Here is a 16134-nt window from a genome sequence, read left to right on the forward strand (position 1 = left end):
AGATGGAGCGTCAGCGAAATCGAGGTGCATGGCGGACTAATCGGAAAACCGGAATTCGTTGTTTAGTTATAAAACATTTAAAGCAAAAGTAAAAACAACATACCAATGGCTACGAACCCCTCACATATACAAACAATAGTATAATTTCTTTTGCTCATCTTGCCTTTTTTATACTCATCATTACATAGGTATATTGTCAACAGTGAAAATACTATACACATAATTTCAAAATATAACATACCGCAATCCTCTCCCAAAAATTCCAATTTTGCACCCAGTTCAGCTCTTCCGAAATACCAGAAGTTATCAATCCCAAACTATACAAAATGGATGCCCAGCAGGGTCAATCATAGTAATCCACTCACCATCACCATACTGCTGGATTTATCCTTTTGACACAACAAAAGGTATCTCCTGCCGTTTTCAACCGAATTTTTACCTGTCCTAATTATAGCACCCAGTCCCTCACTCTTCTACAATAATTCGGAATAGTCGAAATTTTTCTCCTTCCATTTTATTAACAAATAGCCAGTATATTTTGAAAGCTATCTTTTCCAGATACTCCTTTTATCCCATACTCTGCATGACCGAATTCCTTATACGGAGCAGTTCTGCTTGTTTATGCCAGCCAAGTTCTGCCTTCACCTGTAACCGTACACAGTCAAGTGCAAGCTGCCTGTATGATTCTACCAACTGCGGATGTCCCTGGTTCCCTATCTCTCCCATTTTGTCCGCTTGCTGTTTAATTGCCCCCAGCTGTTTCCGTATCTCTTTCTTTTTATCCTCCCAGCTGCCACGGTTCTGGTGGGGAAGGTACTTTTTTTGCAGCTCTGTCAGCCACTGTCCGTTATCAGGCGCAGATAATCCTGCAAGAAGAAATTCCTTCTGAGCCAAGGCAAGACATTGGAGTACCATTTCCTGACACCATCCGGTTACCTCCTCCCGTAAGTCAGAAGCAGGCAGCTTCAAGCCCGCTGTCAACCACGCCGCCTTCCATCCCCTATCCAGCAGACTTTGGACACTGGCTTGCCCATTTCTTTCTTCCCTCTGTGAAAGGTTCTTGAAAAATGCAGCGCATAAAAGAAGCTGTGAGTGTTCCTCCGCTGGAAGGGCCTCCCTTCCCCGGGCTGCCTTTAGCTCTTCATTCCAATCCTTATGCTGAGGCTTAAGGGAAAACACCTCTGCATAACTCTGTCCCCGAAGGATTTCTTCCAGACGGCCTGTTGCCTCGATACCGGCAGCATCATGATCCAGACACAGGCAGACATTTTGGATATCCGGATGTTCCTTCAGCATCTGAAGCAGTGCATGTTCTGCTACTCCGCAGAGACACACATAGCTGTGCTGCTGCCAGTTTTTCGGATATAAGGTAAGGAAAGAAAGCATGTCTATAGGTGCCTCAAAAACATATATCGTATCGCTCTGCCCTGTGAAATGAAAACTGTACCGGGGATCACATCCTTCTACGTTCCCCTTATAAGCGGCGCCTTTCGTACAGGTACCCCTTTTATGGGCATGCCGGGCTGTCCCGTTACTGTCAAAGCCCACAAATACCGCATTATGATATTTGGCATCTTCATATAGCATCCCCGTTTCAACAAAGGCAGACACGATTCCCCTATCAAGGCAGCGGGTTTTTGTCAGGTAGGCAGACACACGGTGCATATCCTCGCTCTTTTCAGGAAGCTGAAATGGTTTGGGTGTCTCCTGCTTACTCTGCCGATAGGTTTGATAAGCCTGCCCCTGTTCCCCATCCAGAAGCATGGTTACCGCATCCGGGTATTCCAGGTTATAGAACCTGCGGACAAAGCTGACTGCCTGCCCTCCCTCATTGTCAGCATGGTCGTACCACTCATTACCGCGTATGGTGATACTCCTGTCACTGGCCAGACGTTTCTCCCTGCCGGAGGAAAACAGCTTTTCACCGTGTTTCGTAAGGAAATCCACTAAATCTACGTGATTCGCCCGTTCTTTCTGCTCTTCTGTAAAATAGATATAAGACAATGCAGTCCCTCCCTTCAATAGTTCTGCTGCTGATTTAACGGTTCCCTGTCATCTTTTTTATGTCCCTGTGCCTGCTTTTTCTCCGCCAGTTTACGGCGGCGTTTCCTGTCAATGGCAAATTGGCTGCTGTCTGATACTTTCGCAAAGTTATTCCGGAACAGATTTTCCAGCTGGTGCAACAGTCGGGTTGCTGCCAGAAAAGCGGAAGGATCGCGGAAAGAATCCATATGATCCAGGAAAAACCGGGCATAAATATTTCCCTGGGCGGCAGACGACTGTAGAAAGAACTCCGCTTTTTCCTTATCCCGGGGAATCTCATGGCCACACAGATACAGCTTGCCCAGGACATACTGTGCATACTGGTTATTCTGATCTGCTGCATCTGTCAGCCAGCGGATTGCCATCTCTACATCCTTAGGCTGATACTCACCGGAAAGATAAAGTTTTCCCAGCAGATACTGGGCGGACGCATTTTCCTGGTTCGCCGCAGACGTGAACAGTTCTACCGCCCGGGCATTATCCTGCGGCATCTCTTCCCCTGCTAGATATAACTTTCCAAGTGTATATTGGGCATACTGGTTCCCCAAATCCGCAGACAAGGTCAACCATTGGATGGCTTTTTCCGCATCTTTCGGTATTTCCTCCCCAAATAAAAATATCCTGCCTAGCTGGTATGCGGCATACTCATTATTTTGTTCTGCTGCTTGTGTAAATAACTTCACAGCCTTCGGAATATCCTTCGGTACATACGTTCCTTCCAGGTAAATTTTGCCCAGCATATAACGGGCGGATGCACTTTCTCCTTCCGCTGCCTTTTCTATCCAGGCAACTGCTTGTTCCGTGCTTCCAGTTCCGTTCTCAAGCCACAGCTTTCCCAAAGCGACCTGGGCATCCTTATTTCCAAGCTTTGCGGCATGCTCCCAAAAGACTGCCGCCTGTTCCTCATCTTTAGGGGTACCGGTTCCTGAATAAAGCATCTGTCCAATCCGGTACTGCAGTTTCTCATCATGGCTCTCTTCTTCCAAATAACGAAAGCCGGCAAATGCTTTCTGAAAATGCCTATTAGCATGTTCCTCCTCCTTATCCGTTCCGATTCCATCCCGGTGCATTTTGGCGGCTTCGTAATCCGCATAAGGGTTTCCCTGACTCGCCGAACTGGTATAAAGCGTAAATGCCTGTTCCAAGTTTTTTCCTACACCCTGTCCACGGGAATACAATCCTGCCAGGGAATACTGGGCGTACTTTTGTCCCGCTTCTACTGCTTTTTCAAACCACAGAGCTGCTTTTGTATAATCCTGATCGGTACCAAGTCCGGCTGCATACAGCTTACCAATGCGGTACTGGAGGTAAGGACGCTGCTTATCCTTTGCAGACCGTTCCGCTGCATGAAAAGCGCGCAGTGCTTTTGTATACCACTCCCGGGCAAGCCCCGGATCCCTTTCCCGGCCAAGGCCATCCGCATACATGCGTCCCAGATCATTCATAGCCAGCGCATTTCCAGATTTTGCTTCCTGCAGAAACAAGCGGAAGGCTTCCGCGAAATCTTGCTTCACTGCCTCCTCTCCATAAAGGTACTGCCGCGCCAGTTTATACTCCTGACTCCATGTAACCCGTACTTCCTGGTCAGGCACTTCGTTTTCATCTGGCTGGTTTTCTTCTACCTGCCATTCTACCGGTGACTGTGCCGGACTTTCTTCCAACTCCCGCCTGTCCTCCTCAAATGTAATATGGTGACTGCCAAGCTTCAGTGCTTCGGCAATCACCATGTTCTTAATCGATTTAAAATGTGGCTGTTGGGATAAAGGAGGGAGAGGAGCACCTTCCTTTTGATAGGTCTGCCGGATTTCCCTCTGCCAGTTGCCCCAGGCCTGATAAAGGGCATCGACCCTGCTGTCTTTTGCCAGCTCATCCACAATCTGGTCAACAAGGTTCTTTACATCCTTTTTTAAATATCCATACACTTTTTTACCCTTGGTATTCTGCAGCCGTTCAGACAGATACACGATATGATTTTCGATTCCCGGGCTGGCCATTGTCCCGGAACGCAGTGCTTCCATCCTTACCCGGAACGCTTCCTCTGCTCCCTCCTTTAATTCTGCACGGGCCTGATTCTGCTTCTCATAAAGGTTCGCAAAGTCCTGCCGGAAAATAGCATGGGCCAATTCTGACCGCATGGCTTCAATGGCTTTCTGTGTCAAATAGCCATCATTATCTTTAGCAGAATAGATCATCAAATGGACATGGGGATGATGGCCTTCATTATGATACGCCGCATACCAGCGCAGATTTTCACTGTCAATCTTCATATATTTACAAAGCATCGCCCGTTTGGAACGAAGCAGTTCCCGCCACTGCTCCCCACTGTCATAGCCCAGGCGCGATGCATCTTCCCTGCGCAGGGATATCACATGGGTCCATACCGGGCCTTTGTGTCTTATCACTTCCTCCTGTACTTTCGCAAGCACTACCGGCTGTCCTGCATCCGTAAACAAACCATGCTGTCCCATCCGTTCCACACGGGGACGGTTTGCGATGTAGTCCACGTAATTTTCTTTTTTCCCAACCATATCTATATTTTGTTCCAAGATACAGGAAATCAACTCGGAGGCATTTCCCATAGTAGGTTTCCAGCAATAGTCTTCATACTCTAACAATTCTTTGCCATTGGGCACATCACGAAGCAGCTGTTGTATTAGCCTTTTCTGATTCTCTGTTGCAGACAGACGGCGTTTGCTTTCATCTATCTTTTCTACGCCTTCCCGGGTACTAATGTAGCGGACATAGTTTTCCAGATGGGCTGGTGGGGTATCCTTCATGTAGCTGGATGTGAAAATGATTTTAGCCATCAGATACTCCCTTCAAAAAAGAAAAGCACCAACCATTTCTGATTGGTGCTAAAGACTTAACTATACCTAAAATAAATGGTTTTTATTTCGTAATTTTTTAAACTATTAATTCATACTGTCGATTACTCTCATCATATATTACTTGGTGATAAAAACTTTAACTTCTCGGTCCTAAAAAACGATCACCATTGAGATGAATCATATGATCAGGTACTTCGGCAACCCAAACTTCCGTATCCCATGCAATCTCCATTATCTTTTCCTTATATTTTCTCATTGATTGAAAAGCCGTAACAAAAATCAAACCTGAAATACTATTTTCACATGACTTCTTTAATTTATATACTCTTTCAGCCGACATTGGGCCAACAGAAGTAACTGCCTCGATAAAATATACCCAATTTTTTTCCTCAACATATAAAACGACATCTGGTAGTGCAGCATTATCAAATACTTCAATACCCAGCTCTTCTATCTTTGGCTTATTAATATACAAATATCTATCTGCTGTATCGCCCACATATAACAATATAGCACCTTTAGCAAACCTTGTAGAGAATTCCTCTAAAACTGCTTTCTGTAATTTATTATGAGGTGATCGTTTAAATTCAATTTCAATACCATTAATTATAGAACTAGATTTATCAATCACTTTCTTCTGTTCGTAAATTTCTTCCAATGTTTGGTGGGTTTCCTGAAAATGCTTTAATTCATCCTCCCATTGTTCCGTTTTAAATAACTTCAGTAGTTTTGCAGTCTCTTTTGTTAAACGATAAGTTGTTAATGGACTATTCGTTATTGCACCGTTATTTTCTAAAATTGCTGCATCACATAAGGGTTTTAATGAATCTTTCCTAAATGTTTCTCTAGTATTTTCTTTATAAGTTCTCTTATAATTAGTATTAATAAACTCTATAATATCATGTGGCCTCATATATGCTTCAGTAACATTTTTCCACTTGTCTGTTTCCTTTAATCCTGCAAGAGCAAGCATTGTCAATGCTGTTCTTTCATTTTGTTGTTTTTTCGGAACCTTAATTTGTTGCAATATCTCTTTCATTTCTCCTATCTTTACCATAAATAATCCCCTTTATAATATTATCAAAATTTATTGTTTCATCCTGTTGTTGAATCTTCTGGCCAATTTCCCGAATCTTTACAATATCCGGAATTGGCATTGTATTTATTTCCGTTGCATTAACCTGTGTACTTCCATTTAATATACGATAATACTTATCCCAAATCTGAGAAGAAAACAAAGCCCAAATGCCAAACAACTCATCTTTAGTAATTTGCCCACTTGTTTTATCCAAGTAGTTTACATGATTTTCTACCGCTATGATTTTCGTTGAAATATTGTCTACTAATAATAAAGCTGGCTGTAATCTACGAGTTTCTTCTTTTGTAGTAAACCGTTTTATTAAAAGCATGTCCTTATATTCCATAAAAAGACTTTTCTTATTACTCATCTTCATATATTGGCCCTTTGACACGTTTACCGGAAATTTAACGAATCCTTTGTATAAATGAAATGGACGTATTAATGGAACACAATTATTTTCTTTATGTAACTTGATATCCTCTTTATTCCGAAACTCAACCACTTGCCCAGTTTTAAAAACATATCCCTCCGTCTGCAGGGTACTTTTAAAATTTGCCATAATGGTAAGAATATCAATATCTTCATCGCAAACAGGTAATAGAACATAATGATTTTCACCACCTGTAATACACATTTTGCTTTTTACAAATAGTTTAGTAATCTTATGAAAATCATTTGTACCATTACTTGTAGTAATACTAATCCTAGGTGTCTGATTACTTGATTTCATTCCAAATATTATCATAGTCTCTTGTAAAACAGACTCTGCGTCAAAGACTTTATCCCTGGACACGAAAAGGTGTAAACTTTTCAAACAAATATTTCCTAAAAAATACTCTCTAAAATATTTAAAATACAGGCCTGATGTCCAAGATCTTGGAACAATAAATATAAATTGGCCATTCTTTTTTAAAAGATGAGAACTCATAGCCATACATAAGTAATAGATATTAGGCTGCCCATACACTATATCTTCCATAGCTTTTGCTTCTGCGTCTTCTTTACCTATCTTTTTATACGGTGGATTACTTATCACTATATCAAAATTGCCCACATATGCTTTCTGTTTCCATAATTCTCTATTTTCTAATATAAAATTCTTTTTTATTACTCGGAAAATTAAATTAATATTTTTCGTTGCACACTGTTGTTGCATTATCTGTAAATTTTCGTCTAAAACTGCAATTACTCTTTTATCATTTTCATATAAAGTAAGTTCTATATTTTTAATTTTTTTACTTCTTAACAATTTTTCCAACACAGCAGCTGACAATATCCCTGTTCCCGCACCTACATCAAGTATCTTCAACCTTGTATCAGTTTCTACCTTTGAAGCCATGTATTGTGCTGTTTGAATAGATGTAAAAAATTGTCCAATTTCTTTTCTTTCTTCCTTTGGAAACCCCTCTATATATTTTTGAGTATTATTAATAATTTCTTGTAACAAAATTTATCCTCGCTTCTCGAATTTTGATGTAATTATTCTAATTTTCGAACATAATTGCCTTTACTAATAGCTACACAAAATTTTTACAACTTCTTCATTTTCTATAAACCATTTAGTATAATATCTTTTGATAAAAATACTTATATTCTTTATCACTAATTACTTTTCTAGTAGAAGGTGTAATCCCGTTCCCATATATTAGCATAAAATAATCCCAATCACTATCTCATTATTGAAAATAATTATACAACGAAATGCTCTTAAGAGCAATTTTTATATGTGTAATCTATGCTGAATCACTCTCTAATACTCATGGTATTTTCTCGCTTTTGATATTTATAAGCTTCTTCAAAATCGACTGTTCCATTAATATGCCTGACCTCATCTACACACTTAACATGGAGTTTTTGTAAATCATTCTCACCTACCTCATGAGTATAAGCAATCACATGACTCAGCTTGGATAATTCTACAGCCACCTTAAAATCCATTCTCGCTATCCGATTTTCCGAATCATGTACCGTACCTGATATAACAGAACCAAGAGACTGCAACAGATAGTCTTCAGCCCTCCTGGCTGTGAGATAACCCATATAAAATTTTAAGGCTTCCGTAACAAATTCATTCCGCGAACGGACATTGGCTTCTTCTAACATTCCATCCACGCGCTCCAGGATATCCTTATTTATATAAAACCCCCGCCGCACTTTTTCCGTTTCTTTTGCCATTTTATCCCCTCTTTTTCACTCCTGGATGCTCCATATTCAATTACTATACCCTGAAATAGCTTGTTATCTAGCTACTTTTAAATAATAGCATAACTAATCCCCCTATCTGTAAATATGTTATTCAAACCATCTTTCCCGCACGGCTTTGCCGGGCGGTGTTTCCCGGGGTTAGGCTGCCAAAGCAGCATAACCCCTTTAACCTGCACACTTTTCGACCCATGCATTTTCTCCGGAACTGGACAATCCTCAGTTTTCCGACTTTTCATAAGACCTCTATATTTGCCCAAAGCGGCGGGAAGAAGCATATGGCAAATACAGCGCCATCCTGTCTTTGAAAAGTCCTCACAGGGCTGACACAGGCATCACATCCGGTTTATTCTGCCTGTTACCTGTCTTCTGTATCCCTTTTCCTGTTTACTGCCTCATCTGCAGGGTTTCCTCCGTTTTGTTCCTTTTCTCCCCCCACTCCACAAAGCCCCAAACAGGGCCGACATTCCCGCTGGTGGTTACATCTCCACCCTGTCCCTAAAAACCGGACACAAGGGTTTACAGGGGGCAACAAAGGCGGGAGAATCGTTTCCCCCGCCCGTCATATTTTCCGTACTTTGTCAAATCCCAATTTCTGCCCCTATTCTCCTTCGGAAAGGTTTTTGTTTTAGTCATGTTTCCGCTGACTGAAAATCTTCTATCACCGGAACGGCCGGCTTTCTCAGCCTGTCCTTTCCCAAAGCATCCCTCGCAACCTTATCATCAATATATTCCCGGGTTGTCTGCGGGACATATTTCTCATAAAGCTTCTGGATCGTTTCGGTTAATTCGGTCTGTAGATTCGCGTCTTTTTTCCCCATATGGAAGGTCAACGCATCGATCTTATCTGTATTAAATGTTACATTCAGTGTTGTGTTTTTCATTTCCGGCTCCTCCTTACCGCTTCATCTGCTGTGTCCTTGCCAGGTAAATTTCTTCCGTATCTGCCACCCATTTTTCATAAAGTTCGTCGGTACACTGGCCGGTAAGCACGGAAGAAAATGCCTCCAGCCTGGAGGGGCTAACTCCCACCAGGGACACTTCCAGCCCATTTAAGCCCATATAAACCTGGCACACTTCGGCATCCAGTATATCGGCCCATTCTGTTTTTCCGGCCTCAGTAAGGATGTCGATACATAGCTCTGGGATGACCGGTGTATCCTTATGGTATTCCTCCTCATGGGTGAGGCTAACCTCAAGGAAGGGAGACTGTATCAGGTCACGCAGCCTCTGGTACGGAACGGGTGCAGGCACTCCTTCCGGTTCCCGCTGTGCCACCCCTCTGTCTTTATCCGCCCCTATTTTAAGCTGGATACTGCTGGCAGCTGCCACATTCTTTTGCGTATCTTCCACATAATACTCCTGCAGATTATAGCCAGCCTCCCCGATTTCCTCATTTGACATACCCAGCACATCATGAAAACACCAATAAAGGCTTTGTCCGCTTTCCAGCCGGCTGAGATATTTCAATGCCTTGCCCAGCTGCTGTTTTGTTCTTTTTTCTGCCATCTTATCACCTCAAACATTCTACTTTATGATAAATAAATCCTATTGTAGGAGCCTTCCCATCCCATAATAGTGTGCCTTCCAATAGCTGGAATTAAAGTCTGCATAACCGATGGGAGATCCGCAATGCAGCATTTTCCCATTCCCTACATAAATCCCCACATGGCTTACCGGATTCGAAGTCGCATAGGTACGGGTGAAAAAGATTAAGTCCCCAGGCTTTGCCTCCTCCCGGCTTATCGTTGCACACTGGTTATAAATCCCCTGCGCTGTAGTCCGGGGCAGGGAATAAACACCGGATTTTGTATAAACCCAGCAGATAAATCCGCTGCAGTCAAATCCTGTCCCAGGGGAGGAGCCTCCCATAAGATAGGGATATCCGATATATTTTGTCGCTTCCGCCATCAAATCAGAAAAGCTGCCTTCTCCCAGGCCTGTCCCTGGCGGCAGGCTGTCCCCTCTATCCGGCTGGCTGCCGGCTCCCTGTATGGCGATCTGGTAAATCCGCTGGGCATTTATCCTGTTTTCTTCGGTTACTGCCCTTCCCAAAAGGATTTCCAGATTACTATATATGGTATCCAGGGAGGAAAGTGGAACCACCTCTGTATAAACATTCCCTTCCTCATCCTCCCTTTCTTCATACGATACAAAACAGTCTGCAAAACCCCGGTAATCCTCTTTCCCCATTCCCGGCTGATCCGCACCAAAAAACAGCGCATAAAAAATAGCCTTTATCCGGTACCCATCCACGTCCCCTCCCCCCGGGTATTCCCTCATTCCCTCAAATACCCTGTCCAGATCGGAAAAACTCCCCCTCATCTGCCGGATATAGCCCCGATAATCCGCCGGAAGCCGGGAGGATAAAAATCCCCCCTGAAAGGCCAGCTCCACCGCCGAGCGATTATGGGTAGCCGTGCCGGAAAGCAGACATAAGATGACTGCAACTACCAGCAGGAACGGGAGCAGGACAGCCGCCAGGATGGATGCGGCGGCTGTCCGCCCTCTTTCATCCGTCCCTGCAAGCAGGGCAGCTTTTGCCGCAAGCACAGCTGCCGGCACTGCCATAGGCATTTCCTCCTTTCAGGCAGGGCAGGGATCGGCATGTCCAAAGTCCGCCTTATCTCTGCTCTGTTTCTGTCAATTTTGTTCTGGTAACCTGTAATGTATGGGCATCAATTGTGATAACCGCCCGGTTTTGTTTCTTTGCCAAAAGGAGCATCTGTCCGGTTTTGCCGCGCCAGGTACCGTCCCACACAGCCAGGACATGCCCGCTTTTGCCAATGGCATATTGGGTATGTTTTTTGAAACAGTCCCTGGTATAGGAAGTCTGGAGCTGGGTCAGCTTATCACAGCCGGCCAGGATATCATAATAGGTTTCCCGCAGTTCTACCGCCCAACGTACCGCCTGTTCCTCATAAGGCACTGCACACTCCAGGCTGATCTGCCGGTACTTTTTCCGTAATTCCAGGATCAGGCCTGCACAGATGAAATCATAGCCGGGAGTCATACCCGTGATAAAATGGGTTACTTTTTCTTTTGTTATTAAATTCTTAATCTCTTCCTTCAGTAAATCGGATATTGTATTCTGCACTTCCCCTTCCGGCCAAGCGGATAAACACATGGGACGGCTCCCGGCAAAACAACACGTCATTTTTAGCATCCTTTTTCTCTCCCTTTCCTCTGTTGATGTTATCAATTATACTCGATAGAGGATATTTATCAACCGGTATCCCTAATGTTTATCTGCAATCGTATGGGGTAAACTATTGCTATCAAGGATACAAGGCGGTGATGAATTGGAGAAAAAGAAAACAGTGGATGTTGAAATAGGCCAGAGAATCCGGAGGAGCCGGGAGGCGCTGGGATATTCCCGGGAAACCCTTTCCGATAAAGCGGAGCTGTCCAACTCCTTCCTAAGTGCAATTGAGCTGGGGACGGGAAGCTGTACAGCGGAATACCTGCAAAGGCTCTGCCGGGCCTTAGGCGTATCCGCCGACTATATCCTTTTTGGGATGGAACGGCAGGGTGACCTGACGCCGATCCATGCCATGCTGTCCGGGCTGGATCCCCAATATCTCCCCTTGGTGAAACAGCTGCTGAGTGTTTATGTCCAATCAATATCGCTGTCGAAGGAATAACCAGCGTCTGCCCAAAGAGGCTGTTATCTTTGCAGTCCCCATCCATGGCTGTCGGACGGGGACTGCCCGTTTCCGATTTCCTGCCGGACAGCACGGTCATAGGATTCATTTATGGCATTTTCCAGGATTTGTGTCGGGAAGCCGGCTTCCTCGTAACCCTCCCAGATGGTATCCGCATAATCATCGGCAGGGATCCCGTATGCATAGCCGGGATTCATCCGGTACACCATGGCGGACACCATCTCCCCTTCGAATGCGACTTCCTCCCAATGCTTGCCGTATAAACGGGGATATCCCTCATAGCGGTCAAGCGCCCTCTCATTCCCACGGTCAATTTTCCAGAGAAGCACAGGGACCACTCCTCCTTTCTTCGGTTCTATTGTAGCAACGGCATTATGCCGCCTTCCCCGGAACACTAATTCATAATCCCGCAGTTCCGTTTTTCCTATTACTCCGGCACCGGGACACCGGATTGCCATCTGTGACAGGTTCAGGTTGCTTCCGTAGGCAAGATAAAGAATTTTTTTGTTCATCGTTCTCCCTTTCCCCTACTTATAGGTGCATAATAAAAGCCGGAGGTTCCTGTTGTTCCCCGGCCTGCTGTCCGTCGCTGTGTGGTTTGTCTCTGTACTGTGCTTCTTCCCTTTTCCGCCGCAGCCGTTCCTTCTGGGCTTCCGCCTGCGCCGGATCCTTCCATGCAATGCAGCCTTCCAGATTGGCCAGCAGGTGATGCCTGGCTGTGGCAAACTCATCCCCGATTAAACCAAGCCGCAGCAGCCATGTACGGAACGTATACTTTTCATTTGTCGTCTGGGTTTTCCGTCTGCTTGCACAGTTCTGGTTTAACGCCTGTGCGCTGATGGCAAGGCAGAACTGGATATACGCTTTGATTTTACCTGCATGCAGGGTTCCGTTGAACAGGCGGAACTCCACCGTACCTTTCTGGAATACGGAATGCAGGTTCAGACAGTGGTAACGGCTGTCATGATAATGCTCGGAGGTCCCATGGATATAGTCTCTTTGCTGTTCATACCAGATTGTTTTGAAGCTTTCCGTTGTTTTCGGTTTCCTGCTGTTTAATTCCTCTAAGAATCCGTTATCTACCTTTCTGCAATAGCGCAGTTCCCTGTCCACGTCTACCTGCAGCGCTTTATAAATCAGGTCTTCCTTGGATGCCATAATGTTAGTGATATTGCGCAGCGCCCTGGCATCAAAGGGCAGGGCATTGATGTGCACATGGATGCCGCAGCTGGTATTCACAAAAGCCCCGGCTGTTTTCAGCCTGCGGATTAATTCCTGGATGGGGACGATATCCTCATACCGGCAGATAGGGCTTACCATCTCTGTTTTATATTCTTCGCCGGCTGAGACTTTCTGCCTTCCTTCCCTGCGCTGTGGATCAATACTGCCATCCCGCATAAATTTCCACTGGCGTCCCTGTCCGTCCAGGGCTGTATATATGCCGTAAAAGGAACCTGTATAGCGGGAAGACGTACCAAAATATTCGGCTGCCACCTCTGCGGCACGCTGCCGGGTGATGCCTGTCATTTCAATCTCAATCCCAAACATCTGCCCCTTCAGATCCATTTTTCCCCTTTCCTTTCCTCATACCGGTACGCCAGATTTTCTTTCTCTTTTGGACCATTTCCTGCCTCCCTCTATCTCCCGCCTGCTTTCCCGAACAGACGGGCTTTATAATCCGGGGCGTTGACCATCAGGTTATACCTCTCATTTCCGCATTTATACAGGCACACCCCCCGCTGTGGATAACGGATCAGGTTGTATTCGGATTCCTCCAGCTGCAGCGTATCGGTATAAAATCGGGCATCGATGCTGCCGGCGTTAAACAGGAACTGGTGCGTGGGGATGGAGAACAAAGGCTTGGTGTACTCCCGGACACCATCTAAATTGAAATCCTCCAGGTTCTGGCTGGCGATTATCACAGCAGAATCCTTTTTGCGTACCCGCTTCATAAAGTTCCGGACGTATTCTACAGCAGTCAGGTTGGATAAAAACAGGTAAAACTCATCGAGGCTGGCAGCTGTATTTCCTTCTGTCAATAATTCATTGCTCATGAAGGAAAGCACATTGAACAGCAGTGCATTTTTCAAGCTCCGGCTGGCCTGCAGCAGGCCTTTTACCCCGAAGGCCACAAAGCTGGAATCTGTGATATTGGTATGCCCGTTGAAAAACTTGCTCTCCGCCCCCACACACATGGAATGCAGCCCCAGAAGGATACCCTGGAGCATTTCAGCCGTATAAAGCTGCCGGCTATTTTCATTAAAATCCTTGAATTCTGATTCGATGAAATGGTACAGGTCGGACAGGATCGGATACTCCTGGGGTCCTAAGCGGCTGAAATCACTCTGATCCCGGATTTCCCATTTGGCATACAGCTTCTGGAGCATGATCTCAATCACATCAATCTCCCGATCCGTAAAGTCTTTATAGGTCCGGAAGAAGTCTTTTAAAAAGCTGATATGCTGGGAAAGGCGGGAACGGATCCGGAAGGTCTGCGGCGCATCCATGTCCTCCGGGCTGCCAGTATCATCCCAGGTTTTTGGCTCCAACGGGTTGATAATAAATTGACCGCCCATCAGATCAATAAAACAGCCGCCCAGGTTATTGGCCAGATCCTCATACTCCATTTCCGGATCCAGCGCGCAAACACGCATGCCTGCTTCCCGCAGATTGGTCAGGATCAGTTTGAGCAGGTAACTCTTTCCTTGTCCGCTGTTGCCTAATATCAGGATATTGGCATTGGTTTTATCCTCCGCACGGCGGTTGAAGTCCACCAGCACGTTGCTTCCGAATTTATCCCGGCCTACATAAAAGCCCTGGGGATCGGTCTTTCCCGAATAATTGAAAGGATACAGGTTTGCTACGTTGCTGGCTGGCAGCACGCGTTCGAATTGTTCCCGGAACAGGTTCCAGCCGGTAGGCATCACACACTGGAACCCCTGTTGCTGGCGCAGCAGGAGGCGGTCTACATTGAGCTTGGCACGGATTAGTTCTGTCAGCACCTCTGTCTGCAGGAGTTTTAATTGGTCTGTATCATGGGCGCACAGCTCCAGATAAACTGCCGTATGCAGTAGCGGCTCCCGGTTCCGGTGCATGTGCGCTACAATCGTGGCCACATCCTGCAGGTTGCTTTCCGCCAGTACGGTCTGTTGTAAATCGCTTGTGCTGCTCCTGTCCATCCGGTTTTTATTCGCTGCATTGCTGATGATTTTCTTTTCTTCCACCGGAGTTACATGGCGGGTATAGATGCGAAGGGTGACACCGTCCTTTTCCCCCAGATGGGACAGGATGGCCTGCTCATCGGTGGCTGTCGGGTATTCCCGTAACGCCCATACACAGCGGTACGTATTTCCACAGATAAAATAATCGGTTTCAAATTTGATAACAGAGGGGGCTATCATATCCAGGAATTCCTGGGTATGTACTTCCTCTACAGGAACACTTTCTGCCTTTTTCAAATGGCTACCTCCTTGCCTGGGCATAGAAAAAGCCGGATACATTTCTGCATCCGGCTCCTTGCCCGTTCTTTTTGATATTATATAGATGGTTCCTGCCCCCGGCCTTGTACCGGCGCAAGCAAGCCCAGGTATAGGTCGAGCTGTTGTTCCACAAGTTCTGCAACCATATCCGCAAACAAGGTAAGATCTCCCCCTACGGCATAGGCTTCCAGGGCATTAAAATAGGCCAGCCGGTTCTCTTTGGCAATCGATATGGCTGGAAAACCGTTTGCCATCAGCTGATAGTTCATAATCAGCCTCGATGTCCTGCCGTTTCCATCCGGGAACGGATGGATTTTAACAAACTCCGCATGTGTCCAGGCTGCCAGTTCAATCAGGTTCAGCTCTTTCCCTTTCCAGGTCAGATCCCCATAAAAATCCTTGACCTGCCGGTACATCTCATTGGGGGAAGGCGGGGTATGCTGCGCACCGGAGATATACACATCCACACTGCGGTAAATGCCCCCGGTGAAAATGTTTTCCATTAATAAAGCATGGATGTCTTTGATCCTCTTTTCATCCAGCAGCAGCCCCTTTGCAATACAATCCTTCACATAACGGTATGCCTTCTGGTGGTTGACCAGCTCGTAAACCTCCCGCAGACTCTTTCCTCCTATAGTAATCCCGTCCTCCAGCAGCACTTTTGTTTCGATTAAAGTCAGGGTATTCCCCTCAATAGCGGTGGAGTTATGGGTGTATTCTATTTCAAACGCCTGCTCGTAGGACTGCAGCGTAAGCTCCGGGATGGATGACCTGCCTGACTGGTATAAGTCTCTTTTTCTCAATAATTCTGTGTAATTCAAGCAAACCACTCCTTT

The 16134-nt window shown here is 45.5% G+C and carries 14 protein-coding genes; 1 reads left to right on the forward strand and 13 read right to left on the reverse strand.

The window, feature by feature from the left end; all coding sequences use genetic code 11:
- Positions 1-567 precede the first annotated feature (567 nt).
- The 9 genes from DXA36_RS34440 to DXA36_RS20220 all read right to left on the reverse strand — a co-directional run bounded on the left by DXA36_RS34440 (position 568) and on the right by DXA36_RS20220 (position 11320).
- Positions 568-2004, reverse strand: a complete 1437-nt coding sequence (locus DXA36_RS34440; RefSeq protein ID WP_118681272.1) for a DUF3991 and toprim domain-containing protein — start codon at positions 2002-2004, stop codon at positions 568-570.
- A 14-nt stretch (positions 2005-2018) separates the two neighbouring features.
- The gene (gene mobP3, locus DXA36_RS20180; RefSeq protein ID WP_118681273.1) at positions 2019-4850 is read right to left on the reverse strand and encodes a MobP3 family relaxase; all 2832 of its coding nucleotides are present in this window, start codon (positions 4848-4850) and stop codon (positions 2019-2021) included.
- A 157-nt stretch (positions 4851-5007) separates the two neighbouring features.
- The gene (locus tag DXA36_RS20185) at positions 5008-5928 is read right to left on the reverse strand and encodes a BsuBI/PstI family type II restriction endonuclease (protein WP_118681274.1); all 921 of its coding nucleotides are present in this window, start codon (positions 5926-5928) and stop codon (positions 5008-5010) included.
- Entirely contained in the window at positions 5885-7399 is a 1515-nt protein-coding gene (locus DXA36_RS20190; protein WP_182479185.1) for an Eco57I restriction-modification methylase domain-containing protein, read from the reverse strand. The genes DXA36_RS20185 and DXA36_RS20190 overlap by 44 nt, the downstream gene beginning before the upstream one ends.
- Before the next feature lie 296 nt (positions 7400-7695).
- Entirely contained in the window at positions 7696-8127 is a 432-nt protein-coding gene (locus tag DXA36_RS20195; RefSeq protein ID WP_118681276.1) for a hypothetical protein, read from the reverse strand.
- 659 nt (positions 8128-8786) lie between these two features.
- Positions 8787-9038 (reverse strand): DUF6103 family protein, encoded by a 252-nt coding sequence (locus tag DXA36_RS20205; RefSeq protein ID WP_069410255.1) that lies wholly within the window; start codon positions 9036-9038, stop codon positions 8787-8789.
- 13 nt (positions 9039-9051) lie between these two features.
- Entirely contained in the window at positions 9052-9663 is a 612-nt protein-coding gene (locus DXA36_RS20210) for a hypothetical protein (protein ID WP_069410254.1), read from the reverse strand.
- Between the two features lie 39 nt (positions 9664-9702).
- Positions 9703-10725: a C40 family peptidase gene (locus DXA36_RS20215; RefSeq protein WP_069410253.1), complete on the reverse strand. Its 1023-nt coding sequence runs from the start codon at positions 10723-10725 to the stop codon at positions 9703-9705.
- 52 nt (positions 10726-10777) lie between these two features.
- A complete protein-coding gene (locus DXA36_RS20220; RefSeq protein ID WP_069410252.1) occupies positions 10778-11320 on the reverse strand; it encodes an SLOG family protein in 543 nt (180 codons plus the stop codon).
- A 136-nt stretch (positions 11321-11456) separates the two neighbouring features.
- Between DXA36_RS20220 and DXA36_RS20225 the strand changes: the two genes are divergently transcribed.
- On the forward strand, positions 11457-11798 hold the full coding sequence (locus tag DXA36_RS20225; protein ID WP_069410251.1) for a helix-turn-helix domain-containing protein: 342 nt from the start codon (positions 11457-11459) through the stop codon (positions 11796-11798).
- 23 nt (positions 11799-11821) lie between these two features.
- On the opposite strand, the gene DXA36_RS20230 is transcribed toward DXA36_RS20225, so the two are convergent.
- From DXA36_RS20230 to DXA36_RS20245, 4 genes are all read right to left on the reverse strand, one after another.
- Complete coding sequence (locus DXA36_RS20230; protein WP_069410250.1) at positions 11822-12331, reverse strand: gamma-glutamylcyclotransferase family protein; 510 nt, start codon at positions 12329-12331, stop codon at positions 11822-11824.
- 19 nt (positions 12332-12350) lie between these two features.
- The gene (locus DXA36_RS20235) at positions 12351-13385 is read right to left on the reverse strand and encodes an amidoligase family protein (RefSeq protein WP_069410249.1); all 1035 of its coding nucleotides are present in this window, start codon (positions 13383-13385) and stop codon (positions 12351-12353) included.
- A 71-nt stretch (positions 13386-13456) separates the two neighbouring features.
- Entirely contained in the window at positions 13457-15301 is a 1845-nt protein-coding gene (locus tag DXA36_RS20240) for a VirB4 family type IV secretion system protein (RefSeq protein WP_207666370.1), read from the reverse strand.
- 53 nt (positions 15302-15354) lie between these two features.
- Positions 15355-16119 carry a Fic family protein gene (locus DXA36_RS20245; RefSeq protein WP_069410248.1) on the reverse strand — a complete coding sequence of 255 codons (765 nt, stop codon included), beginning with the start codon at positions 16117-16119 and terminating at the stop codon, positions 15355-15357.
- Between the last annotated feature and the right edge of the window lie 15 nt (positions 16120-16134).

Origin of the sequence: Eisenbergiella sp. OF01-20 (assembly GCF_003478085.1) — a bacterium.
In the GTDB taxonomy this organism is placed as follows: Bacteria; Bacillota; Clostridia; order Lachnospirales; family Lachnospiraceae; genus Eisenbergiella.